Annotated in this window: 18 protein-coding genes; 13 read left to right on the top strand and 5 right to left on the bottom strand. The window is 73.2% G+C overall.

Annotated elements, in window-relative coordinates; all coding sequences use genetic code 11:
- The first annotated feature begins 280 nt into the window (after window positions 1-280).
- Complete coding sequence (locus HCK00_RS11355; RefSeq protein ID WP_168101725.1) at window positions 281-1,048, top strand: TetR/AcrR family transcriptional regulator; 768 nt, start codon at window positions 281-283, stop codon at window positions 1,046-1,048.
- A gap of 10 nt (window positions 1,049-1,058) precedes the next feature.
- On the opposite strand, the gene HCK00_RS11350 is transcribed toward HCK00_RS11355, so the two are convergent.
- Window positions 1,059-1,262, bottom strand: a complete 204-nt coding sequence (locus HCK00_RS11350) for a hypothetical protein (RefSeq protein ID WP_168101724.1) — start codon at window positions 1,260-1,262, stop codon at window positions 1,059-1,061.
- A 1,276-nt stretch (window positions 1,263-2,538) separates the two neighbouring features.
- Here HCK00_RS11350 and HCK00_RS11345 point away from each other — a divergent pair.
- From HCK00_RS11345 to HCK00_RS11295, 10 genes are all read left to right on the top strand, one after another.
- Entirely contained in the window at window positions 2,539-5,076 is a 2,538-nt protein-coding gene (locus tag HCK00_RS11345) for an AfsR/SARP family transcriptional regulator (protein WP_168101723.1), read from the top strand.
- A gap of 916 nt (window positions 5,077-5,992) precedes the next feature.
- Window positions 5,993-6,388 (top strand): chorismate mutase, encoded by a 396-nt coding sequence (locus tag HCK00_RS11340; RefSeq protein ID WP_168101722.1) that lies wholly within the window; start codon window positions 5,993-5,995, stop codon window positions 6,386-6,388.
- Window positions 6,385-7,278 carry a menaquinone biosynthesis protein gene (locus tag HCK00_RS11335; protein WP_168101721.1) on the top strand — a complete coding sequence of 298 codons (894 nt, stop codon included), beginning with the start codon at window positions 6,385-6,387 and terminating at the stop codon, window positions 7,276-7,278. Before HCK00_RS11340 ends, HCK00_RS11335 begins: the two co-directional genes overlap by 4 nt.
- Window positions 7,275-7,568, top strand: a complete 294-nt coding sequence (locus HCK00_RS11330) for a Dabb family protein (RefSeq protein ID WP_168101720.1) — start codon at window positions 7,275-7,277, stop codon at window positions 7,566-7,568. Before HCK00_RS11335 ends, HCK00_RS11330 begins: the two co-directional genes overlap by 4 nt.
- A gap of 39 nt (window positions 7,569-7,607) precedes the next feature.
- Window positions 7,608-8,024, top strand: coding sequence for a DUF2000 domain-containing protein (locus tag HCK00_RS11325; protein WP_168101719.1), 417 nt, complete (start codon window positions 7,608-7,610; stop codon window positions 8,022-8,024).
- A 26-nt stretch (window positions 8,025-8,050) separates the two neighbouring features.
- The gene (locus HCK00_RS11320; RefSeq protein ID WP_168101718.1) at window positions 8,051-9,475 is read left to right on the top strand and encodes a phenylacetate--CoA ligase family protein; all 1,425 of its coding nucleotides are present in this window, start codon (window positions 8,051-8,053) and stop codon (window positions 9,473-9,475) included.
- Entirely contained in the window at window positions 9,472-10,536 is a 1,065-nt protein-coding gene (locus tag HCK00_RS11315) for a branched-chain amino acid transaminase (RefSeq protein ID WP_311765263.1), read from the top strand. Before HCK00_RS11320 ends, HCK00_RS11315 begins: the two co-directional genes overlap by 4 nt.
- 22 nt (window positions 10,537-10,558) lie before the next feature.
- Window positions 10,559-11,164, top strand: coding sequence for a prephenate dehydratase domain-containing protein (locus tag HCK00_RS11310; RefSeq protein ID WP_168101717.1), 606 nt, complete (start codon window positions 10,559-10,561; stop codon window positions 11,162-11,164).
- 16 nt (window positions 11,165-11,180) lie between these two features.
- Window positions 11,181-12,188, top strand: coding sequence for an ornithine cyclodeaminase family protein (locus HCK00_RS11305; RefSeq protein WP_168101716.1), 1,008 nt, complete (start codon window positions 11,181-11,183; stop codon window positions 12,186-12,188).
- 313 nt (window positions 12,189-12,501) lie between these two features.
- Entirely contained in the window at window positions 12,502-13,578 is a 1,077-nt protein-coding gene (locus tag HCK00_RS11295) for a histidinol-phosphate transaminase (protein WP_168101715.1), read from the top strand.
- Here the strand turns inward: HCK00_RS11295 and HCK00_RS11290 are convergent.
- A complete protein-coding gene (locus HCK00_RS11290; RefSeq protein ID WP_168101714.1) occupies window positions 13,562-14,014 on the bottom strand; it encodes an Lrp/AsnC family transcriptional regulator in 453 nt (150 codons plus the stop codon). The genes HCK00_RS11295 and HCK00_RS11290 overlap by 17 nt on opposite strands.
- 159 nt (window positions 14,015-14,173) lie before the next feature.
- Between HCK00_RS11290 and HCK00_RS11285 the strand changes: the two genes are divergently transcribed.
- The gene (locus HCK00_RS11285; RefSeq protein WP_168101713.1) at window positions 14,174-15,115 is read left to right on the top strand and encodes a DMT family transporter; all 942 of its coding nucleotides are present in this window, start codon (window positions 14,174-14,176) and stop codon (window positions 15,113-15,115) included.
- A 205-nt stretch (window positions 15,116-15,320) separates the two neighbouring features.
- On the opposite strand, the gene HCK00_RS11280 is transcribed toward HCK00_RS11285, so the two are convergent.
- Window positions 15,321-16,487: a Dyp-type peroxidase gene (locus HCK00_RS11280; protein ID WP_168101712.1), complete on the bottom strand. Its 1,167-nt coding sequence runs from the start codon at window positions 16,485-16,487 to the stop codon at window positions 15,321-15,323.
- A gap of 87 nt (window positions 16,488-16,574) precedes the next feature.
- On the opposite strand from HCK00_RS11280, the gene HCK00_RS11275 reads away from it, so the two are divergent.
- Window positions 16,575-17,912, top strand: a complete 1,338-nt coding sequence (locus tag HCK00_RS11275; protein WP_206320218.1) for a right-handed parallel beta-helix repeat-containing protein — start codon at window positions 16,575-16,577, stop codon at window positions 17,910-17,912.
- Window positions 17,913-17,919: 7 nt separating this feature from the next.
- On the opposite strand, the gene HCK00_RS11270 is transcribed toward HCK00_RS11275, so the two are convergent.
- Together HCK00_RS11270 and HCK00_RS11265 are read right to left on the bottom strand one after the other, a co-directional pair.
- The gene (locus HCK00_RS11270; protein ID WP_168101898.1) at window positions 17,920-18,600 is read right to left on the bottom strand and encodes a hypothetical protein; all 681 of its coding nucleotides are present in this window, start codon (window positions 18,598-18,600) and stop codon (window positions 17,920-17,922) included.
- A gap of 314 nt (window positions 18,601-18,914) precedes the next feature.
- Window positions 18,915-21,470, bottom strand: a complete 2,556-nt coding sequence (locus HCK00_RS11265; protein ID WP_311765262.1) for an SdrD B-like domain-containing protein — start codon at window positions 21,468-21,470, stop codon at window positions 18,915-18,917.
- Window positions 21,471-21,591: the final 121 nt, after the last annotated feature.

Raw genomic sequence — 21,591 nt, 5'->3', positions numbered from 1 at the left:
CTCGACTTCCCGGGTGCGGCGGGCAGGGCTGTCCGCCGGGTGGCAACGCGGATGAACGTCACGGCGCGGGTCGGAAACCGCCGGTCCGCCCTGTCCTCGGCGCCTGTGCCGTGACGGCGGTCATCGCACCGCGCGGAGTCGCGCCGGTGGTGCCGCCGTGGAAGACGCTAGCGATGTCAGAGAAGATGGAGCAGTAGGAAATTTTTCGAACAGTGTCAGGTTTTCCGAGCGGCGCCTGTATCCCTGGTGGCCGTCAGGGTGATTGCCGTACGGTCGCCGTATGTCCTCGGAGAATCCCGCGACGGCCCTGCCACCCCTGCGGCAGCGGCGGCGGGCCGCCGCCGTCCAGGAGGTGGTCGACGCCGCCGAGCGGCACATCGCCGAGCACGGGCCCGCGGCCCTGTCACTGCGCGCGGTCGCCCGCGGTCTCGGCATGACCGTGCAGGCGCTCTACCACTACTTCCCGAACCGGGACGCCCTGGTCACGGCGCTCATCGCCAAGGCGTACGGGGACCTGGCCGATGCCCTGCAAAGGGCCGTCGACAGCGCGGAGGGTGACCCGGACGTGCCACCCCTGATGGTGGTCGCCGGGAGCTACCGCCGCTGGGCCGTCGAACACCCCGCGCTCTTCCAGCTCCTCTACGGCGCGCCACTGCGGCACTACACGGCGCCCCCGGAGGGGCCGACCACCCAGGCCGTCCGCCGGATGGGCACGCTCTTCGAGCGCGCGCTGTTCGACGGGTACACCGCAGAGCAGTTCGCCGCGGCCGACCTGCCCGAGCTGTCCGCGTCCTTCCGGGAGTTCGCGTCGGGGCTGCCACCGGGCGGCGGCGGAGGGCCGTCCGCCGAGGCGGCGGCGCTGTTCCTGGGCGCGTGGGGCCGCATGCACGGCCTCGTCGCCCTGGAGGTGTTCGGGCACACCTCGTTCGTCGGCGACCACCAGGCCGAGATCTTCCGCGTGGAGATGGAGAACCTCCACCAGGACATCCGCAAGCGGTTGCCGGCCGCCGCGCCGGCCGCCGCGCCGGCCGGCCGGAGGCGCCGCTGACGCGGGGCGGTCAGCCGGCGAGCGAGGTGACGAGGTCCGAGGCCGACAGCAGGCGCAGGGTGCCCGCGTCCAGCGTTCCGGGGTACAGGGCGTACACCTCGGCCCCGGCCGGGAGCGCGATGTCGCCGCGGAGCAGGTAGGCGAGCGAGGCGCCGCCCGGGTCCGCCGGGGCGTCGGTGCCCGGGGTGCCGATGCGCGCGGCGAAGGCGGCCACGTCCTCCCCGGCCCGGCGCCGGTGGGTGCCGGCCGATCCGTCGTGGTGGCGGACGACGACCGTGCGGGCCCGGGCGGCGGCGTGCCAGAGCGCCAGTTCGCCGAGGCCGACGCGGGCTCCGGGGGCGAACTGGGCGGTCAGGTGCTCGCGGGCCCGGCCACCGGCCGGCTGAGGCCGTTCCCCCGGGGCGCGGCGGGCCCCGGGCCGTCACGCGCCCGTCGCCCCGGCGCGGGCCAGGTTTCGCCGCCGGGGGAGGGCGGTTACCCGCCCCCGGCGGCGGTCGGCCGATTCCGCGGGCCGCCCATGAATTCCCGCGCGGTTCGGAAAAAGGGGCAGCCGGTACTTTCCCGCCGACTGTCACGCTTCCCGCCCGGACCTTTCACGAGGGAGACCCCGCCGGGTGAATGGCGTCGCCTGCGGCGGCTTCACCACGGTTCGGCGAGTGGTGGATAACCGGCGGCAAAGGGGCGGTGTATCGAGCGGTGTGCTGGACGAGGAATGGCGCGATGGCTGAGCTGCTGAAGGGAGTTCGGTGGTCCCGGGCGGACGGGAATCGCGGATGGGCTTCGTTCCTCGCCGGTCCGGCTGCTGACCGAGGATGGCCGGCGGCCGGTCCGGCCCGTGTGTGGCGTGCCGGGGCCGGAACCCGGGGAACGAGCTCCGGCCCGCCAGTTGCGGAATTCCCCGGTCCGCGACCACGGTGCCGGAGACCGGAGCTGGAGATTCCGGAGGCGCCGTGCCCTCCCCGCCTCACCACCTTGCGGGACAGGGAGCCGCGACGACCGGGGGAGACACCGGGGGAGACACCGGGGGAGGGGTGGGAACAGGCCAGTTTCGAGGGGACGGCGGCCGGCCCGGCCCGGTCCGGACGGAACGCGCGCCCGGGTGCCGGGGGCGCACCGGGGTTCCGCGTCGCGAGTGCCCCGGGTCCGGCGGTGGGGCCGGCGCGGCGGCGCACGGCCCGCCGCATCGGCCGGACGGAACGGGGCGGGGCGGGAGGTTCCCCCGGCTTCGGCCGGCGGACTCCGCGGCCACCGGATGTGGGCATCCTCGGTAAACGTCAATTCCGGTAGGGGCGGTTCCGGTTTTCTGGCGGATCCCCATCCCCCTGGCCTGACCAGCCGGAACGTCATGGCCTGAAAGATCCTTCCGCCGTGTCGGGGCGTCATCGATCGTTTATCCGTTCACTCTCGGAGGGAGATAGGATTGCTGTTCGTCATCCGGGGCGGGGCGGGCCCTGATTCACCAGGGAAAGCAAGGTAGCGGGGAGTTTCGTGTGCTGTCTTCACATGCCGACAAGCTGCGATTCCGAGTGCTGGGGCCCCTGGAGGTGTGGGCGGGTGGTAAACGGCTCCAGCTGACGGCTCCGCGGCTGCAGATCACGCTGGGAACGCTCTTACTCAGCCCCGACCGGACGGTTTCCGTGGGGGATTTGGCGAAAAGCATCTGGGATGACCGGTTGCCCGCCGATCCCGCGAACCAGATCGCCGTCTGCGTCTCCAAGCTGAGGGGCCGGTTCCAGCGGGCGCGAGTCGCGGGCGAGGTCATCCGGACCCAGCCGCCCGGGTACCTCCTCGCCACGCGGGACGTCGATCTGGACACCAGGCGCGTCCTTGCCCTCAAGGCGGAGGCCGGGGAATGGGCGGCGGCCGGGGAGCGCGCCGAGGCGATCTCCTGTCTGGACCGGGCGCTCGCGCAGTGGCGCGGCCCGCTGCTCGCCGGACTCGCGCGGGAGACCTGGCACGACGAGGCCCGGCGATGGGAGGAGACGCAGGTCGCGCTGCGGGTCGGCAAAGCCGAACTGCAACTCGAACTCGGCCGGGTCGAGCCGGCGATCGAAGAATTGTCGGCCTTCGTGCCGGAGCACCCGTTCTTCGAGAGGCCACGGGCCCTGCTCATGACCGCCCTGCACCGATCGGGCCGGCAGGCGGACGCCCTGCGCCTGTACCACGACACCCGCCACGTGCTCGACGAGGCGCTGGGCGTGGAACCCGGCGCGGAACTGCGGCGGCTGCACCGGGAGATCCTCGGGGGGACCCGGCAGCCGGGTCCCGCGTCACCTCCCGTCCTGCCGTCCGCCCCGGTCCCGTCACCGGCGGCCGGACCCTGCCTGCTCCCCAGCGACGTCGGTGAGTTCGTCGGGCGGGAACAGGAGCTGGCCGAGCTGGTCGGCGGTCTGCGACCGAAGGGCGGAAACGTACCGGTCGTCGAGGTGGTGGGGGCGGGGGGAACGGGCAAGACCACCCTCGCCGTGCACGCCGGGCACCGGCTGCGGGCCGAATTCCCGGACGGCCAGCTCTACATCGATCTGCGCGGTCTCGCCCGGGACCCGGTCATCCTGGAGGAGGCGCTGGCCCGTTTCCTCCGGGAGCTGGGGGTGCCGGGGAGTGAGATTCCGGACGGGCTGGACCAGCGGGCCGAGAGATACCGCGCCCTGCTCACGGGCAAGCGCGTCCTCGTCGTTCTGGACGACGCCTCCAGAGCCCTCGGAATCCGGCCCCTGATGCCGGGAACGGACAGTTGCGCGGTGATCGTGACGAGCCGCTCCCGGGTCGCGTCCTCCTTCTCCTCCCAGGTGGTGGAGTTGGGCGGCCTGCCCACGGAAGAGGCGCTGGACCTGCTCCACCGGAGCGCCGGGCGCGAGCGCATCCCCGCCGATCAGGGGGCCGCCCGGCAACTGGTCGAGTACTGCGGCAGCCTGCCGCTCGCGGTGGGCATCGTCGGCGCCAGGCTCGCGGCCCGGCCGCACTGGACGATGAGCCGTGTCGCGGCCCGGCTGGCCGACGAGCACCGCAGGCTCGACGAGCTGACCCACGACAGCCTCGCCGTCCGGACCACGGTCGCGCTCTCCTACGACGGCGTCAGCGCCGACGCCCAGGCCCTGCTGCGCCGCCTGTCGGTGCTCGCCGTACCGGACTTCGCGGACTGGCTCGCCCCGCACCTGGTGGACCGGGGCTGGGGCGAGGCCGAGGACCTGGTCGAGGAACTGGTGGAGGCGCGCCTCATCGAGGTGACCGGACGGGACCGGGCGGGGCAGCTCCGCTACCGCCTCCACGACCTCGTCCGCCTGTTCGGCTCCGAACGGGCGGAGGAGAGCGAGCCGGAGTCCCGCCGCCGTCTCGCGGTCTCGCGCGCCGCGTTCGCCGCCCTCACCCGCGCGGACGTGGCCCACCGCACCGTCTGCGGCGGTGAGCGCGCCGGCACGGCGAACGGTGCAGCCGGTGCAGTCGGCCCGGACTGCGCCGACTGCGCGGGCGGCACGGAGAGCACCGACCGCAGAACCGCCGTGTCCGGGGCCGACGGCGGTTTCACCGGTCACGAGGACGCCGACCCCCTGCGCTGGTACGAGGCCGAACGCACCACCCTGACCACTCTGGTGCGGCTGGCCGCCGGTTACGGGCTCGACGACATCGCCTGGGATCTCGCCGCTGTGTGCCGCTGCCTGTTCAGCACCGGCGGGCATCACGACGACTGGCTGACGCCCCACCAGCACGCCTTGGACGCGGTCCGCAGGACGGGCAACGGCAGGGGCGAGGCCGCGCTCCTTCTCGGCCTGGGCGATCTGTACCTCGGCAAGCGTGACCACGCGCGGGCGGCGGTCCTGCTGGAGCGGGCGCACAGGGCGTTCCTGGAGGCGGGGGAGGAGTACGGTGCCTCGCTCGCCCTGCGGAGGGTGGTTCTCGCGCGGAGCGGGTCCTGGGCCGCCACGACCCGCAGGCGGGACGGCCGGCCCGCCTGCCTCTCCACGACGGGGGCGGGGACCGGGACGGGGAGCCGGAGAACCGGGTCCCGGTGCCACGCGGGCTCGGGGTGAACCCGCGCCCGCGCCCGGCCCAGGGCTGCCGTGCCGGCCGCCGCGGGTCCGGCGTGGGCCCGCCGCCGGCCCGTCCCCGGTCCGGTCGCGGGGTCCCCGGTCCGGTCGTGGTCCGGTCGCGGTCCGGTCGCGGTCCGGTCGCGGGCCGGTCGCCGGCCCGGCGAGCCGGGCGTCCCCGCCGGTCGAACCGGTGGCCGGTCCTGGAGTCCGGAGAGCGTCCCAGGCCGGGGTTTCTCTCCGATGTCCCTCCGATGTTCTGTCGAACGCGCAGTTCAGAGAGGGTTTTTCGGGACGCGGGAAACCGTCGGGGAACGTCCTTGCCGCTCTTGGCCGAGTTCGGAAAGTATGGCGAAGGCGGTGAGTCGCACCGAACGTCACCGCCTCGAAAGCAGTGGAGGCACGGGCAAGATGAGCAGATCAGGAAGTGGTGCCGCCGGATGGCTGACCGGATTCTCCGGCGGAGGCCGGCGGCAGTGCGGGAGAACGGGGTAGAACCCCGGCCCCGGTGACCCACCGGACGGCGGCCGCCCAGGCCGCGTCCCCGGCAGCGGGACGCCTGGAGCCGTCCGCACAGCGCCCCGAGCCCCGGCCGGCCCGGCCGGGCCGCTCTCCGGAGCGGTGCCCGTGTCCCGGAGACCGATGACGGAACGGCCCCTTGGACCTGTGCCCGGCCCCGGCCCGGCCCCGTTCGGGAGGCTCCCTCGCCGGACACGTCTCCACATCGTTCACGGCCCGCGGATTCCGCGCGAGCCCGACCTACCTACCTACGTACCACCGCCGTTCCGCCCCGCGGCCGGCCACGCGCCGTGCCGCCCGGGCGAGCGGCCACGTACGGCATGGCGCCGAGACGGGACGGGCCCCCTCGGCGTGCCTGCCGCGACGCCGAGCAGACCGTCCCTCCCGCTCCCAGTACCGGATGGAAGAGGTTGAAGTGGAGCAGCACGAGAACCACCGGAACCACCTGAACGATGAGAACCACCTGAACCGCGAGAACCACCCGACCCACGAGAACACCGCGAGCGAGGCGGACCGCCGGATCGAGCAGGCCCGTGAGGTGATCGACGCCCTGGACCTCCAGCTCATGGACCTCCTCCGGCACCGCCGGGCCGTCTCGCTCGAGATCCAGCAGCAGCGCATGGGCCAGGGCGGCACCCGGACCGTCCTCTCCCGGGAGAACGTCGTTCTCGACCGCTACGCGGCCGGGCTCGGACCGGAGGGGACCGCCCTCGCCCTCACCATCCTGAGTCTCTGCCGGGGCCGGGCCACCGCCTCCGTGCCGCGGCAGGGCGGACCCGCCCGGGTGGCCTCGTGACCACCTGCGCGACCCTGACGGCCCGTCTCGGCGACATCTCCTTCCTCAACTGCGCGCCCATCCGCTGGGGCCTGGCCGACAGCGGAGCCGCGCGCCAGGCCGAACTGGTCTCCGCGCCACCGGAGCGGCTGGCCGGGGAACTCCTCTCCGGCGGCCTGGACATCAGCCCGGTCAGCCTCGTCCGGTATCTGCGGCACGCGGACGACCTGTGCCTGCTGCCCGGCATCGCGATCGGCAGCGACGGCCCGGTGCGCTCCTGCCACATCGTCTCCCGCGGTCCGCTCGACGACCTGGACGGACGGGTGGTCGCGCTCTCCGCGGCCAGCCGTTCCACCACCGCGCTGGCCCGGACGCTGCTGGAGGACGCGGTCGGGGTGCGCCCCGTGTACCGCTCCGTCCCGCAGGACCGGCAGGACGGGTCCGGGATACCGGCCGGGGCCGCCGCCGCCGTCCTCATCGGCGACGACGCGCTGCGCCTGTACGCCGACCCGCCGCGCGGCGTCACCGTCCACGACACCGGAGCGCTGTGGCGGGAGTGGACGGGACTGCCCATGGTCTTCGCGGTGTGGGCGGTGCGCCGGCGGTTCGCCGAGGCCTGTCCGGACGCGGTGCGCGAGGCGGGTGCCGCGCTCACGGACGCCGTGGCCCGGGCCCGGTCGCATCCGGTGGAGGTGGCGGCCGCCGCGGCCCGCGAGTCGGGCCGGGGCGGGGCCGCCCCCCTCGGGCCGGCGGTCCTGCTCGACTACTACCGGGCCCTGGACTACTCGCTCGGGGACCGCCAGCTGGCCGCGATCCAGGAGTTCGCCCTGCGCGCCGCGGGCCGCGCCGGGACTCCTCTTCATCCCCTTCATCCGTCCGTGCGACTGCCGGCCCCAGGAGGTCGAACGTGATCCGTCACATCGTGCTGTTCAAGTTCAAGCCCGGAGTTTCCTGGGACGACCCCAGGGCGCGGGAAGCCGAGCGTGTCGCGGCCAAGGTGGGCGGCGAGGTGCCGGAACTCCACGAGTGGAAATTCGGCCGCAACATATCCGGCCGGGCCGTCGCATACGACTACGCGGTGATCGGTCTCGTGGACGACGAGGCCGCGCTGGAGCGGTATATGGTGCACCCGTTCCACCAGGAAGCGATCCGGCTCTGGCGGGAGATCAGCGACTGGAACATCGCGGATCTCGAAGAGTGACGGATATGCGCGACGACCCATGAACGGCAGGGATTTCCCGTGAACGCAGTGTACGAGAAGTGTGCCTTCGTCATCGACGAGGACCTCGCCCCCGGACTCGCCATGAACACCGTGGCGGCGCTCTCGATGTCCGTCGGGCGGTTCGTGGAGGGCATCGTCGGTGACGCCGTCAAGGACGCCGACGGCCGGACGCACACCGGCATCACGGCGATCCCGCTGCCCGTTCTCAAGGGCGAGGCGACGGACCTGCGGGACATCGTGCTGAAGGCCGCCGGAATGCCCGAGGTCTTCGTCGTCGATTTCACGGCCGTCGCCCAGTCCTCGCGGAGCTACGAGGAGTACACCGGCCGCACCGCGAAACTGCCCACCGCCGAACTGCCGTACATCGGCATCGCCGTCTGCGGCAGCAGGAGCGCCGTGGCCAAGCTCACCGGCAGCCTGCCGCTCTACCGCTGACGCCACCGACACCACAGGGGGGGAACATGTTCACCGTCTTCAACGAGGAACTGGACCGGACCGCACGTGAGTTACGCGACCGCCACCAGGCGTTCGCCGCGGGGGAATGGAGCGGGGAGGCCCTGACCGCCCACCAGCTCCGGGAGTTCCGCCGCACGGTGGCGTACGTGAAGGAGAAGTCGCCTTTCTACGCCCGCCATCTGGCCTCCGTGGATCCCGGGGCCATCGCCTCGACGTCCCCGGAGCACCTCGCCGCCGTCCCCTTCACCACCAAGGACGATCTGCGGCGCGAGTTCGAGAACGTTCTCTCGCTTCCACCGCACGAGGCGTGGATCTTCTACGAGACCACCGGCACCACCGGCCGCAGCACACCCTGCCCGCGGAACAACACCGACTCGCTGCACAACAACACCGCGCTGACGGTGTACTACGACACGATCTTCCGGCAGTTCGGCGACGAACAGGTGATCGGCGTCTCCGGCCCGACCGAACTCCACGCCTTCGGGGACACCTTCGGCGACGTCTGCCGCAATCTGGGCCTCGCCGTCGCCAAGATGTGGCCGCATTCGCCGATGGTCGGGTACGGCCGGGCACTGGAGACCCTGCGGGTCCTCCCGGCCACCGGCCTGTTCAGCACCCCCGGGATGGCGCTGTCCCTGGCGAAGAAGGCGTACGCGGCCGGCCTGCACCCGCGCCGTGACTTCCGCCTCGACGTCCTGATGTGCACGGGCGAACTCGCCTCCCCCAGCCTGCTGGAGAACATCGGCGAGGTGTGGGGCGCCACCGTCCACAACGCCCTCTACGCCTCGCAGGAGGCCTCCGTGATGGGCGCGGCCGGCGCCGACGGCGCGCTCTACACGGCACCGCTGCTCAACCTGTACGAGGTGATCGACCCGGACACCACACGCGCGGTCGAGCCCGGCCCGGACGGGGTGCGCACCGGCGAACTCGTCGTCACCTCGCTCTACCAGGGGAGCAAGCCCCTGGTGCGCTACCGCACGGGAGACCTGGTCCGGCTGGCCCCCGCGGCCGCGGGCCGCACCCTGCCCGCGCCGACGCTGGAGGTGCTCGGCCGGACCCGGGACAGCCTCTCGATCGGCACCGGCCGGATCAGCGGCTACGACCTGGAGGAACTGCTGCTCGCCCAGCCCCGCGGCTACCTGGACTACCAGATCGTCATCGACGCGGTGGACGGCCGGGACGAGCTGACCCTCCACTTCGAGACACCCCCCGACGGCGAGGGCGTCCGCGTCGACGAGGCGGCGGTGGCCGCGGCCGTGCGCGAGCGGCTCGGCGTCCCGGTCCACTTCGCCTACGGACCGCTCGGCGGCGTCACCACCACGGGCGCCATGGTGAGCTGGAAGGCCGCCCGGGTGGAGGACCGGCGCCGCTCGGTGCCCGACGAGGAGCGCGCCGCAGCGCTCGCCGTGGCCGGGGGGAGGGCCCGGTGACCGCCCCGGCGACCGGCACCGCGAACGGCAGGACGACCGGCCAGGACGGCGCCCGGGCCGGGACGGGGGCCGGCACAGGGGCCGGGGCGGGACCCGCGGCCGCGGGCGCCCCGTCCCCGACGCCCTCCCTGGCGGCCCTGGCCTACCACGACGGGGAGTTCGTCCCGCTGGAGCGCGCCCAGGTGCCCGTCACCACCCAGGCGCTCCAGTACGGCACCGGCGTCTTCGAGGGGATCCGCGCCTACGCCCAGGCGGACGGCGGTCTGGCGGTCTTCCGCGGCCGTGACCACTACCGGCGCCTGCTGCGGAGCGCCCGGACCCTCCGCATCGACGTCGGACCGGACGCGGAGCGGCTCTGCGAGGTGACGGCGGAGCTGCTGCGCAGGATCGGCGCCACCACCGACATGTACATCCGCCCGCTGGCCTACAAGCGGGCCCTGCTGCCCGGCACACCGCCGGGCGTCCAGCTCACGGGCGTCTCGGACGCCCTGACGGTCAACGCGTTCCGGATGGGCTCCTACACCGACCGCGGCGGGATCAGCGTCGCGATCAGCTCCTGGCGCCGGCCCGACCCCGGCGTGCTCCCGGTCCGCGCGAAGATCACCGGCGGCTACGTCAACAACGCGCTCGCCGTGGACGAGGCGCGGGCCGCCGGATACGACGACGCCATCCTGCTCAACGGCCGGGGCCAGGTGGCGGAGGCCAGTACGGCCAACGTGTTCGCGGTCGTCGGGGGCCGGTTGGTCACGCCGCCGGCCACGGCCGGTCTGCTGGAGGGGATCACCAGGGACACGGCGGTGACTCTGGCGGCCGACCTGCTGGACACGGAGACCGACGTCCGCGACCTCGGCCGGGACGAACTGTACGACGCCGACGAGGTGTTCCTCACCGGCACGGGCGCGGAGATCGTGCCCGTCACCGGGATCGCCGGCCGGCCCGTCGGGGACGGCGTCCCCGGACCGCTCACCACAGCGCTGACGACCGCGTACCACGAGGTCGTCCGCGGCAGGGACCAGCGCTATCACCATTGGCTCCAGGCCGTCGGCCCCGCCACGGCCTGACCGACAGTTTCGGGGGGACACCATGATGCAGACAGCGGGCTGGATCGACACAGCCCTGTCCACGGGCCCGTCGGTGGACACCATCGGCACACTCGGACCCGCGGGCACCAGCAGCGAGCAGGCGGCCCTGTACCTCTGGGCCGACCACGGACGGGGCGGCCCGCCCGGGATCAGGCTCTACGACACCTACGAACAGGCCGGCGCGGCGTTGCACGAGGGCGCCGTCAGCCATGTCGTGGTCGCGAACGCGTACGCGTCGGTCCACAGCTTCTACATGGACCCGACGCTGCGGTTCGCGGGCGCGTTCCTCTTCGACACCCCGCACTACGGCATCGCCGTCCTGCCGGGGCACCGGGTTCCGCGCGCGGCCCGGATAGCCACGCACCCGGCCCCCGTGCCCCTGGTGGCGGAACTCCTCCCCGAGGAGTACTCGGTGGCGGAGATCCGCTACGCCACCTCCACCAGCGCGGCGGCCGGGCAGGTCCGCCGCCGGGAGATCGACCTGGCGCTCACCACCCTGCCGGCGGCCAAGGCCCACGCCCTCGAATTCATCTCCCGGACCCGGCCGATCCGCATGCTCTGGTCGGTCTTCACCCGCGCCGACGCGGACCCCGGCACGGACTCCTGAAGGGACAGTCGGACCCATGCTCCTGATCGACCGCGCCACCGTGCGTGAGCTCTACCCGGTCGAGCGCGCCCTGCCGGTGATGGCCGAGGCCATGCGCCGGTACAGCGGCGGCCAGGTGGAACTCCCGCTGCGGACCATCCTCCGGCCGGAGAAGGACACCGGCCTGCTGGGCACCATGCCCGGGTTCGTCGCCGGGGACGACCTGGCGGGATACGGGCTGAAGGCGATGGTGCTGAAGCCCGAGAACCCGGCCCGCGGGCTCGATCTGCACATCGGGGTGGTCATGGTCTTCGACCCGCGGACCGGCGCCCCGCTGGCCCTGATGGACGCGGGCGCGGTGACCGCCGTGCGCACCGCGGCCGTCTCCGGCGTCGCCACCGAGGCGCTGGCGCGCCCGGACGCCGGGGATCTCGCGGTGCTCGGCTCCGGGGTGCAGGCGCGGAGCCACCTGGAGGCGATGCGGCTGGTCAGGCCGTTGCGGCGGGTCCGGGTCTGGAGCCGCACCACCGAACACGCGCAGGACTTCCGCCGGTGGGCGGCCGCGGAACTGGACCTCGACGTGGAGGCCGTGCCCACCCCGGCGGCGGCGCTGGCCGGGGCCGACCTGGTCTGCACCACCACGGCGGCCCGGGAGCCGCTCGTGGAGGCCGGGGACCTGGCCCCCGGGGCGCATCTCAACGCGGTGGGCGCCTCCTTCGTCGACCACCGCGAGCTGTCCTCCCAGGCCGTCGCGGACGGGTCCTTCTTCGTCGACAGCCGGGAATCGGCCCTCGCCGAGTCCGGCGACCTGCTCGGGCCCCTCACCGAGGGCCTGGTGGGGCCCGGGCACATCCGGGCCGAACTGGGAGAGGTGCTGCTCGGGGCGCGTCCCGGACGCACCGGCGAGAGCGAGATCACCATCTTCAAGTCACTCGGCCTCGGGGTGCAGGACATCATGTCCGGCTTCGCCGTCGCCGAGGAGGCCCGGGCGCGTGGGCTGGGCCGGACCTTCGAGCTCGACGGAGAGCCGGCGGCCCACCACTGAGCGGACCCGGCCGAACGTCACCCGGCCGAACATCACCCGGACGGGGCGCCGCCCCGCCGGGCCCACCTGAGCCGGCCGGTCCGGTGCCGGCGCGCCGGGCGTCACCGCCTCCGCGCGCCGGGCCGGCCCCGCGCCCGGCACCACACCCGGCGCCGGCCCACCTGACCGGCACCGGAACCGAACCCCTGACCGCACCCGGCCACCGCACCCGGCGGTGACCGCACCCGGAGTCACGCCCACGGGCCCGCCCCGGGGCGGTGACCGCCTCCGGCCTCCACCGGGACCGGCAGACCAGCAGAGGAGAGCGACCCGAGTGAGCCCGCACCCGCCTTCGCCGCGCGCCGTGCTCGACGGCATACCGGCGTACGTACCCAAGCCGCCGCAACCGCCCGCCACGGGCGTGTCACACCGGCTGTTCCTCAACGAGAACCCCTGCCCGCCGCTGCCCTCGGCCCTCGCGGCCATCTCCCGGGCCGCGTCGCGGACCAACCTCTACCCGGGGATCTTCCCCGACGAACTGGCCGACGCCCTCGCCCGCAAGCTGGGCGTTCCCCTCTCCCATGTGGTGACCGGGCCGGGATCGGTCGGCATCTACCAGCAGATCGGGCAGGCCATGCTCGCGCCGGGCGACGAAGTCGTCTACGCCTGGCCCTCGTTCGAGGCGTTCCCGATCGTGGTGCGGATGGCCGGGGCCGTCCCGGTCGAGGTCCCGCTCACCGGCGAGACGCACGACCTGGACGCGATGGCCGCCGCCATCACGCCCCGGACCACCATGGTGCTGCTCTGCGAGCCCAACAACCCCACGGGTACCGCCGTCGGCGCCGCCGGGCTCAAGCGGTTCCTCGACACCGTGCCCGAGCACGTCCTGGTGGTGCTGGACGAGGCGTACTTCGAGTTCCATCAGGGACCGGACGCGCCGGACGGGGTGGAACTCCACCGGGACAGGCCCAACCTGGTCGTGCTCCGCACCTTCTCGAAGGCGTACGGACTGGCCGGTCTGCGGGTCGGTTACGGCGTGGCCCACCCGGAGATCGCCGGCGCCCTGCGCAAGTGCGCCGTGCCGTGCGGGGTGAGCCGGATCGCCGAGCAGGCGGCGCTGGCCGCGCTGGAGGCGGAGGCCGAACTCCTCGAGCAGGTGGCGGGGATCGCCGCCGAGCGGGAGCGGGTGCGGGAGGCCCTGGGCGGGCAGGGCTGGACCGTCCCGCCGAGCGGGACCAATTTCCTCTGGCTGCCGCTCGGCGGGGACTCCGGCGCCGTGGCCGCCGAACTGGAGCGGCGCGGGCTGCTGGTGCGCTGCTTCCCCGGCACCGGACTGCGCGTCACCGTCGGCGGCCCGGAGGCGAACGACCTGCTGATCGCGGTCCTGGCGGGGCTCAGAGCGGATCGATGACGGTCTTGCGCAGATGCCCGTAGATCACCGACGTGCGGACGTCGGCCAGTTCCTTGCGCTCGGTCAGCTTGTCCAGCACCACCGAGTGCAGGTGGTCGGTGTCGCGGACCGCCACATGGAGGAGGAAGTCGTCGGGCCCCGTCAGGACGAAGACGGCGATCACCTCGGGCATCCGCGCGACGAACGCCTGGAACTGCTCGATGACCGCACGGGTCGGCGGCCGTACCCGCACGGCGATGATCGCCTGTAGTCCGCGGTCGAGCGAGGGGAGATCCACCTGGGCGTGGAAGCCGAGGAGTACGCCGCGCTCGCGCAGGGAGCGCACCCGCTCCAGACAGGTGGAGGGGGCGATCCCCAGCTGCTGTGCCAGATCCCGGTTGGTGCGCCGACCGTCCTGCTGCAGAAGACGCAGCAATGCCGAATCTAATTCATCCATGTTCCGCCATGCTCCCTGAATTGCCGAATTATATTCGGTCAGCGTGCCATATTCCCGGACGGATTGCTAGCATGACGCTCTCCGATCCGTTCACCATGTGCCGCTCCAGTATGCGGTTCGGGCGGAGTCGGCGTGTTCGGACGGGAAGGGGTATCGGAGATGGACGAACGGAACACCAGGGTTCTGGCGATCTGTTCGGTCGCGGCGGCCGCGCTGTTCTGGAGCAGCTCGTACGCGGTGACCAAGGAAGTGCTGGCGGAAGTCGGCCCGTTGACCATCGGGGCCGTCCGCTTCTCGATCGCCGCCGTGCTCCTCGCCGCCCTGGTGCGGATGCGCCGCGGCCCGGCGGTCCGGCCCGGCCCCCGGGAACGGCGGCTGATCTACCTCAGCGGACTGCTCGGCATCACGCTGTATTTCATTCTGGAGAACATCGGCGTGGAATTGTCCACCGCCTCCGACGCCTCCCTGATCGTGGCCTCCTATCCGCTGATGACCATGCTCCTGGAACTGGTGGTCTTCCGGATGCGGCTGCCGCTGCTGCGCGTCGGCGGTGTGCTGCTCGCCGCGGTGGGAGCCTTCCTGGTCGTGCGCAACGGGGCGGAGGTCGGCGGTACCGAGCGCTGGTTCGGCGACGTCCTGCTGCTGGTCGGCGGGCTGGTGTGGGCCGGGTACAACGTGCTGGTCAAGTACGTGGGCCGCGGGCAGGACTCGGCGTACCTCACCTACTACCAGACCGTGGCGGGCGCCGCCGGCTTCCTCCTCGCCTCGCTCCTGGAGGCCGGGGACTGGCGGATGCCGGGCACCACGGCCTCCGCGCTGCTCGTCTATCTCGCCGTGGCCTGCTCCGTCGGCGGTTTCCTCCTGTACAACTACGGTCTGCGCCGCATGACGTCGAGCGTCGCCGTCAACATCCTCAATCTGGTACCGGTGTTCGGCGTGCTCGGTGCCGTGGTGATCAACGGGGAGACGGTGCGGCTCGCACAGGTCTTCGGCGGCGCGATCATCATCGCCGGGGTGGCGCTCGGACTGGTCGAACGGCGGACGGCCGCCACGGAAGCGGCGGTCCGCGCCGACCGCACCCCGGTCGGCGACCGCGGCTGACCGGGGTGTGTCCGGCCGGAGCCGGCCGCCCCGCACATACCGGGGCCCACCGCCCCTCCGGCCCCGTCCCGGAGGGGCCGCCCGCCCCTCCCGCCCTCGCGTCGGCGCGACGCCCGGGAGTTCCAGGAGATCCGGGAGTTCCAGGAGATAGAGGCCAGGAGGTCCAGGAGCGAGGACGGCGCTCCGGCCCGCCTTCCGGGAGCCTTCAGCCGAACAGCTGGGAACCGAGCGGACGCCGCCGGCCGAAGCCGGGAAGGATCAGGAAGGTCGCGCCGGCGGTCGTGGTGGTGAACGGCAGCAGCGCGTCGGAGGCGTCCATGTGGGCGAGGGTGGCGGTGAAGGTCCGCAGGTCGTTCTGGAAGCTGATGAAGAGCAGGCCGGGGGCGGGCTGGTCGGTGTTGTAGGAGCGGCGGAGCATGAGGCCGACCCCGACGACGGCGGAATGCGCTCTGCGCACGTGGGCGTCCGCGGGGACGAGGTAACGCCCGTCCGGTGTCTTGGCGCCGAGTTCCGGGCCCGAGGCGGCGGTGCCACCGGAGAGCGGGACGCCACTGGCCCGGCGCCGGCCGAAGACCGCCTCCTGTTCGGCCACGGACAGCGCGGCGAACCGCGGCAGGTCGAGTTCCATCCGCCGCAGTACGGCAAGGGTGCCGCCGGCGACCGCCGGGGGCCCGGCCAGCCACAGGTCGCGTCGCTGTTCGGCGTCGGTGTGCGGGCCCACGACGCCGTCGAGGAAACCGAGCGCGTTGCGGGGCGCCGTCAGGCCGTCGCCCACGGGCACGTTCGCGCCGCGGCGTGCGGACTGGCGCCAGCGTTCCCGTAAGCGGTCACCGGCGTGGTCCAGGAGCGCGGCGGCGACGACCGGCAGGAGCAGCGCGTCGCCGGCGCAGATCTGCATCAGCAGGTCACCGCCGCGTGCTCGCGGGGCGATCCGCTCACGGGAGAAGCGTGGGAGGTCCGCCGCACCGGGCAGTGAGCCACCGGCCATGCGCACCAGCCGGGGGCCCACGCCGATGGTCACGGTGAGATCGCCCGCCGGCAGGCCCAGGAGCCGGGCGTCGCTGCCGGCCGTGAGGGCGCGGACGGCTTCGCCGAGTCCGGCCAGTAACGGGCCGGGCGCCACGCCGGCACGGAGGTCGGCCACCACGGCGAGCAGATGGGGCTGGGCCGGCTGGGGGAGCGTGATACCTGCCTGATGGCGGCCCGTCGCCGGAACCGGCGCGGGCGCGGAACCCGGGTCGGGAGGGGGAGGGCCGTGCCGGCCGGGCCGCGCGGAGTCCGGCGTGCACCCGGCGGCCAGGCCGGCGGTCATCATGGCGCCGGTGACATCGAGGAACGCGCGGCGGGACGGGTGGCGGTCGGCTCGGCGCATGGGGGGCAGAGTGCCATATCCGCAGGGTGCGTGGTGGTAAATCCCGTGATTTCAGCACGGGTCCGGGCGCCCTGCCAGAGTGGGCCCATGGATCGATCAGTTCTTCGCGTGCTGGCGGCGGTGGTGGGCACGCTGACCCTGGTGGCAGGCTGCGGCGGTGACGGCGGGTCGGACACCGGCCGGCGTCCGGCCGGTGAGCGGGCGACGATCCGGGTGCCCGCCGACGCCCCGACCATCTCGGACGCGGTGTCCTTGGCCCACCCCGGTGACCTGGTGCTGGTCGCGCCGGGTGTGTACCACGAGTCGGTGAGGATCGACACGGAGCGCATCACGCTCCGCGGCCTGTCCCGGGACAAGGTGGTCATCGACGGGCGGTTGCGGCAGCCGAACGGCGTCGTCGTCTCGGCGCCCGGGGTGGCCGTGGAGAACCTGACCGTGGAGAACAACACGCACAACGGGGTCCTGGTCACCGGTTCGGCGAAGGCGGCCGCCGGCCTGCCGGGGGGAAGCGGTGGCTACGACACCGGCGACGAGCCCGTCACCTTCCTCACGTCGTTCCTTGTCTCCCATGTGACCGCCACCCGGAACGGGTTGTACGGCATCTACGTGTTCTCCGCCCGGAACGGAGTCGTCGAGCACTCCTACGCGTCGGGCGGCGCCGACTCGGGAATCTATGTCGGCCAGTGCAAGCCCTGCGGCGTCGTGGTGCGGGACAACGTCGCCGAACTCAACGCGGTCGGTTACGAGGGCACCAACGCCAGTGAGGACATGTACGTGGTCGGCAACCGCCTGGTCGGCAACCGGGTCGGGCTCACCACCAACTCCGACCACCAGGAGAAACTGGTCCCGCAGAAGGGTTCCGTGATCGCGGGCAACCTCATCGCGGGCAACCAGCGGACGGCCACCCCGGAGCAGGCGGACGGCGGCTGGGGCATCGGCGCCGGCATCGACGGCGGCAGCGGGAACCTGTTCCTCCGCAATCGCATCGCCGGCAACCGCAACGCCGGGCTGGTGATCACGGCGACTGCCGACATGCCCCCGGTCGGCAACCGGATCGTGGACAACACGTTCACCGGCAACGGGATCGACGTCGGATGGACGTTTCCCACCGCCACGGGAGGACGGGGCAACTGCCTCCGGGGCAACGATCTGCGGACCACGGTGCCCGCCCGGCTCGCGACGACCGCGGCCTGCCCGGTGGCGGACGGGGCGACCTCCCCGTCCGGCCGGTGGGCGGCGCCGGCGCCACCCGGTGGCATCCCGTTCACCGAGGTCGCGGCGCCCGCCCCGCAGCCGCAGTTCCCCCGCGCCGCCACCGCGGGCGCCACCGTCGTCCCGGCCGTCCCGGCGCTGCCCGAGACGGCGGACGCCCGGCTGCCACCCGTGTCCCTGCTCGCGGCGCACGCGCGGGTGCGGACGTCCTGAGCGGCGGTCACCGGCCCGGGGTGGTTCCGGGTACCGGCCCGGCCGGCACGTAGGGGTGGGTGTCGAAGTCGATGACTACCGGCTCCGGCTCCGAGCCCACCTGGACACGCACCCGGTACATGGTGCCGTCGGAGCCGACCCAGTAGCGCACGTTGCCCGCGGTACCGGAGCGGTCCGGCGAGGACGGTCCGGTCATGACGTCGACCTGATGCCCGCCCACACGGTCCCGCCCCCACCAGGCGGCGCCGTTCTGCGGCAGCAGCGCGGCGTTGTCCGGCCGGTCGCCGCCGAGACCGAGCGCGATGGACAGGGAGGTGTCCAGCGCGCTGCCGGACGACAGCAGCGGACGGTCGTACCAGCCGGAACGGGGCGGTGCCGTGGGCGCGTGCGCCGGGGCGTCCGCCATCGGGTGGAGGTACACCGTCGTGGGCGTCCACCGGATCAGCCCGTCGCCGGCCCGGGCACGCCCGGTGCCGTGCACCACGCCGTAGCCGTTTCCGCGCCGGTAGTCGACGGACGCGGTGACGGTCAGCCCACCGTCGGTGCCCGGGACGGTGATGGTCACCGAGCGGCCCCGCGCCTGGTGGTTGCGGAAGCGTGTGATCGCCAGCCGGTTCGTCTCCTCCGTCGTGAGCGGGCGCGGACCGTCGGCGCCCGAGTCGCCGTCGGCGATCAGGAACGCGGCCACCACGGCGGCCGCGATACCCAGGACGGCCGCGGCCCGGCCCGGCCGTGACCGGCGGCGCCGGCCGGCCGGATGTCCTGGTGGGGCTTTCCGGCTTCTCACGCCCCGCACCCGGTTCGGCACCGGCACTCTCCGATTCATCCTGTCGAACACCTTGCCCTCCGGCCGCCGCGGGCTCGCGGCGGCACTCGGCGGTCCGGTGACGGAGCACGTCCCGGCCGGCCCTCGTGGACCGGCCGGGACGTGCTCCGCCCGTCCGCGCCGCCCGGATCATGGCCTTCCGGTCAGGACGGGCGGATCACCGCGCTGCGGTTCGTTCAGTGGTGCCGGGTGCGGCGATTCCGGGTCACGTACGCGATCACCAGACCCGCGCCCACCAGCAGACCGGCGGCGCCGAGCATCTCCGCCGGCCCGGACGTACCGGTGTTCGCCAGCGAACCTCCGCCACCACCGGCCGGGGCGTGGGGGTTGGCGGGCGGCACGGCCGGTGGCGGCGGGGAGGCCGCGGGCGGCTCCGGCGCGGGCGGTGGCGGTGCGGAGGACGCGGACTGCGTGGGCGTGGGGGTCGGGGTCGAGGTCGGTGTGAGCGTCGGGGTCGAGGTGGGTGTGGGCGTGGGAGCCGGTGACGAGGGGTCGGTCGGTGTCGGTGTGGGCGTAGGTGCCGAGGTCGTGGGTGTGGGTGTGGGTGTGGGTGTCGGGGCCGGGGTCTCCTCCGGGATGTACACCCCGGCGTCGATCGTGTGATCGACCCCGCCCGGCTTGTCCGGTGCCGTGACGGGCGCCTGCCCGTTGCACAACGGCCCGGTCGTCGGCGGCGTCACGTCGGAGTCGTGCGCACGGTCGGCGCCGGCTCGCGGGAGCGTGAACCTCAGTTCGCTCGCCGGGGGCTGCCCGGGCACCTGGCCGGTGTCCGCGGTGCACACGTCGAACTCCACCGTGTACTTCGCGCCCGGCGTGAGCTCATAAGCGGCGCCGACGCCACCGAAGTAGTACTCGCCGGCGGCATCGGTCCTGGTCGTGGCGACCTGTGCACCGTCCGCGTCCAGCAGGCTGACCGTCGCCCCCGGCAGCAGCACGTGGCCCGGGTCCTGGATCCCGTTGTGATCGCCGTCGAACCACACGACGTTGCCGATCTGGACCGGCGCGTTCGCCGCCGCGTACGCGATGTCACCGAGCCCGCCGGCTTTGCCGAATCCGCCCTGGTCCCGGCTGACGAACTGGTACCCGTTGGCCTTCGGGTTGTTGCCCGGGCCCTCGCCGGTCGCGATGTCGAAGTACCCGGTGCCGGACGTCGCGACGTCGACGACCGGGTCGAACTCCGTGCTGACGACCCACTGCTGCTGCGGGATGTAGGCCACCGACCCCAGCGCGGTCTCCTTGTGCGCGTTGGCGTAGAAGTCACCCGGGAAGTACTCGACGACATCGGCGGGCTGGCCCCCGTTGTTGGCGGGGGTGGCGTGGTTGGGGCAGCTCCCCGTGCCCTCCCACTGGTACTCACCGGTGGGAGTCGCGCAGACCATGGTGATGTCACCACCCGACATGCCGCTCTGCGGTGTGTCGTTTCCCGGGCGGGGGTCCAGCCCTCCCCAGCTGAGCACGTCCATGAACCGGTCGCGGAATCCCAGGATCATCGAGCCGTCGCGGGCGAAGGCGAGGGAGGCCAGCTCCGGTTGCGGGTCGATGTAGACGTTGCCCGACCTGCGGTCGTCCCACGAGTCGAGGCCGGTGTTCCACGGGTTCCAGTGGGTGGCCTTGTCGCCGGAACCGTAGACGGTGCCGCGTTCGTACGTGAGCGGGTGGCTCAGCACCGTGCTGAACCGCTCGCCGTCGTAGGTGGCGACGACGGCCTTCAGGTCCGAGCGCTGTTGCGTGCTCTCGGCGCTGCACACGCCGCCGACGTACAGGGTGCCGTCGTGGGCCTGGAGACCGAACGGCCGCCAGTCGCCGGGGCTCGCGCACCCCGGGTCCGGGATGGGGACCGTCGCCTTGGGCGCCGCGGCCGTGGCCCCGGTCGCGTCGAAGCTCACCAGGGCGCGGGTCCGCAGATTCACCGCGTACAGCGTGGAGCCGTCCTCCGACAGGGCGAGGCCACCGATGCTCTCCTTGCCCGGCACGTCGGTGAACCCGGCATCCTTGATGATGTTGGCGGTGTCGTGCGGCGTCACCGCGGCGTCCGGCACCCGTGCGAAGAGGCGCGGCGTACCGGAGCCGTCGACGGGCACGGTGTAGATCGCGTCCCCGCCCTGGGGCCCGTACGGGGCGTACCGGCGGGCGAACGCGCCCTGGAACAGCCGGGTCCGGTCCGTGTCGTACGCCAGCCCGAACGTCGTGCCGACCTGATCCTGTGTGGCCAGCGTGGCCGGGCACGCCACGTCGGTGGGGCACGTACCCCGGGCCTCCGTCCCGAACGCCACCAGCGCCCGGTCGTCGGTCGCGCCCGGGCCGTTGTGGACCGGGACGAAGTACCGCGAGTCCGGCAGTGTGTAGTCAGCCGGGTTCCACACCCCGGTCACCACCGAGGCGTCCTTGCCGTCCGACACGTCCACGAACGACGTGAAGCTGTCGAAGTGGTTCTCCTGTGTCGACGCGGGCGCCGCCCGGAGATGGTCGCTGTACGGCGCCGGGATGCTGACGTCGACGCGGTACCGGCCGCCGCTCAGCTCCGTCGACCCCGGCGTCACGACCTTTCCGGTGACATCCGTGACGCCGGTGACACTGTGCCCGGCGGGGTCGGAGACCTTGACCCTCATGCCCCGCTGCGGGACGTCCATCGCCGCGTTGACCACTCCGGTGCCGAAGAAGTCGCGCAGCACCTCGACCGTCAGCGTCCCGTCGGTGGCCGCAGCGGCAGCGGGTCCGGCCGTGACTCCCACGGCGCCCCCTGCCAGCAGGAGAACGGATAACGCGACGCGCGCCGGCGGCTCCACAAGCCGCCGGGCCGCCCGGCGCGCATCCCTGCCGGTTCGATTCATTGCACCACACTCCACATGTCTC

Source organism: Streptomyces zingiberis, assembly GCF_012034935.1.
GTDB lineage: Bacteria > Actinomycetota > Actinomycetes > Streptomycetales > Streptomycetaceae > Streptomyces > Streptomyces zingiberis.
Note: the sequence above shows the minus strand (reverse complement) of the source record. Positions and strands in the feature narration are given on the sequence as shown.

Excerpts from the sequence above, each read along its gene's own strand:
- HCK00_RS11355 (WP_168101725.1), top strand. The coding sequence starts at position 281 with ATGTCCTCGGAGAATCCCGCGACGGCCCTGCCACCCCTGCGGCAGCGG.
- HCK00_RS11340 (WP_168101722.1), top strand. The coding sequence starts at position 5,993 with ATGGAAGAGGTTGAAGTGGAGCAGCACGAGAACCACCGGAACCACCTG.
- HCK00_RS11320 (WP_168101718.1), top strand. The coding sequence starts at position 8,051 with ATGTTCACCGTCTTCAACGAGGAACTGGACCGGACCGCACGTGAGTTA.
- HCK00_RS11310 (WP_168101717.1), top strand. The coding sequence starts at position 10,559 with ATGATGCAGACAGCGGGCTGGATCGACACAGCCCTGTCCACGGGCCCG.
- HCK00_RS11305 (WP_168101716.1), top strand. The coding sequence starts at position 11,181 with ATGCTCCTGATCGACCGCGCCACCGTGCGTGAGCTCTACCCGGTCGAG.
- HCK00_RS11290 (WP_168101714.1), bottom strand. The coding sequence starts at position 14,014 with ATGGATGAATTAGATTCGGCATTGCTGCGTCTTCTGCAGCAGGACGGT.
- HCK00_RS11285 (WP_168101713.1), top strand. The coding sequence starts at position 14,174 with ATGGACGAACGGAACACCAGGGTTCTGGCGATCTGTTCGGTCGCGGCG.
- HCK00_RS11280 (WP_168101712.1), bottom strand. The coding sequence starts at position 16,487 with ATGCGCCGAGCCGACCGCCACCCGTCCCGCCGCGCGTTCCTCGATGTC.
- HCK00_RS11275 (WP_206320218.1), top strand. The coding sequence starts at position 16,575 with ATGGATCGATCAGTTCTTCGCGTGCTGGCGGCGGTGGTGGGCACGCTG.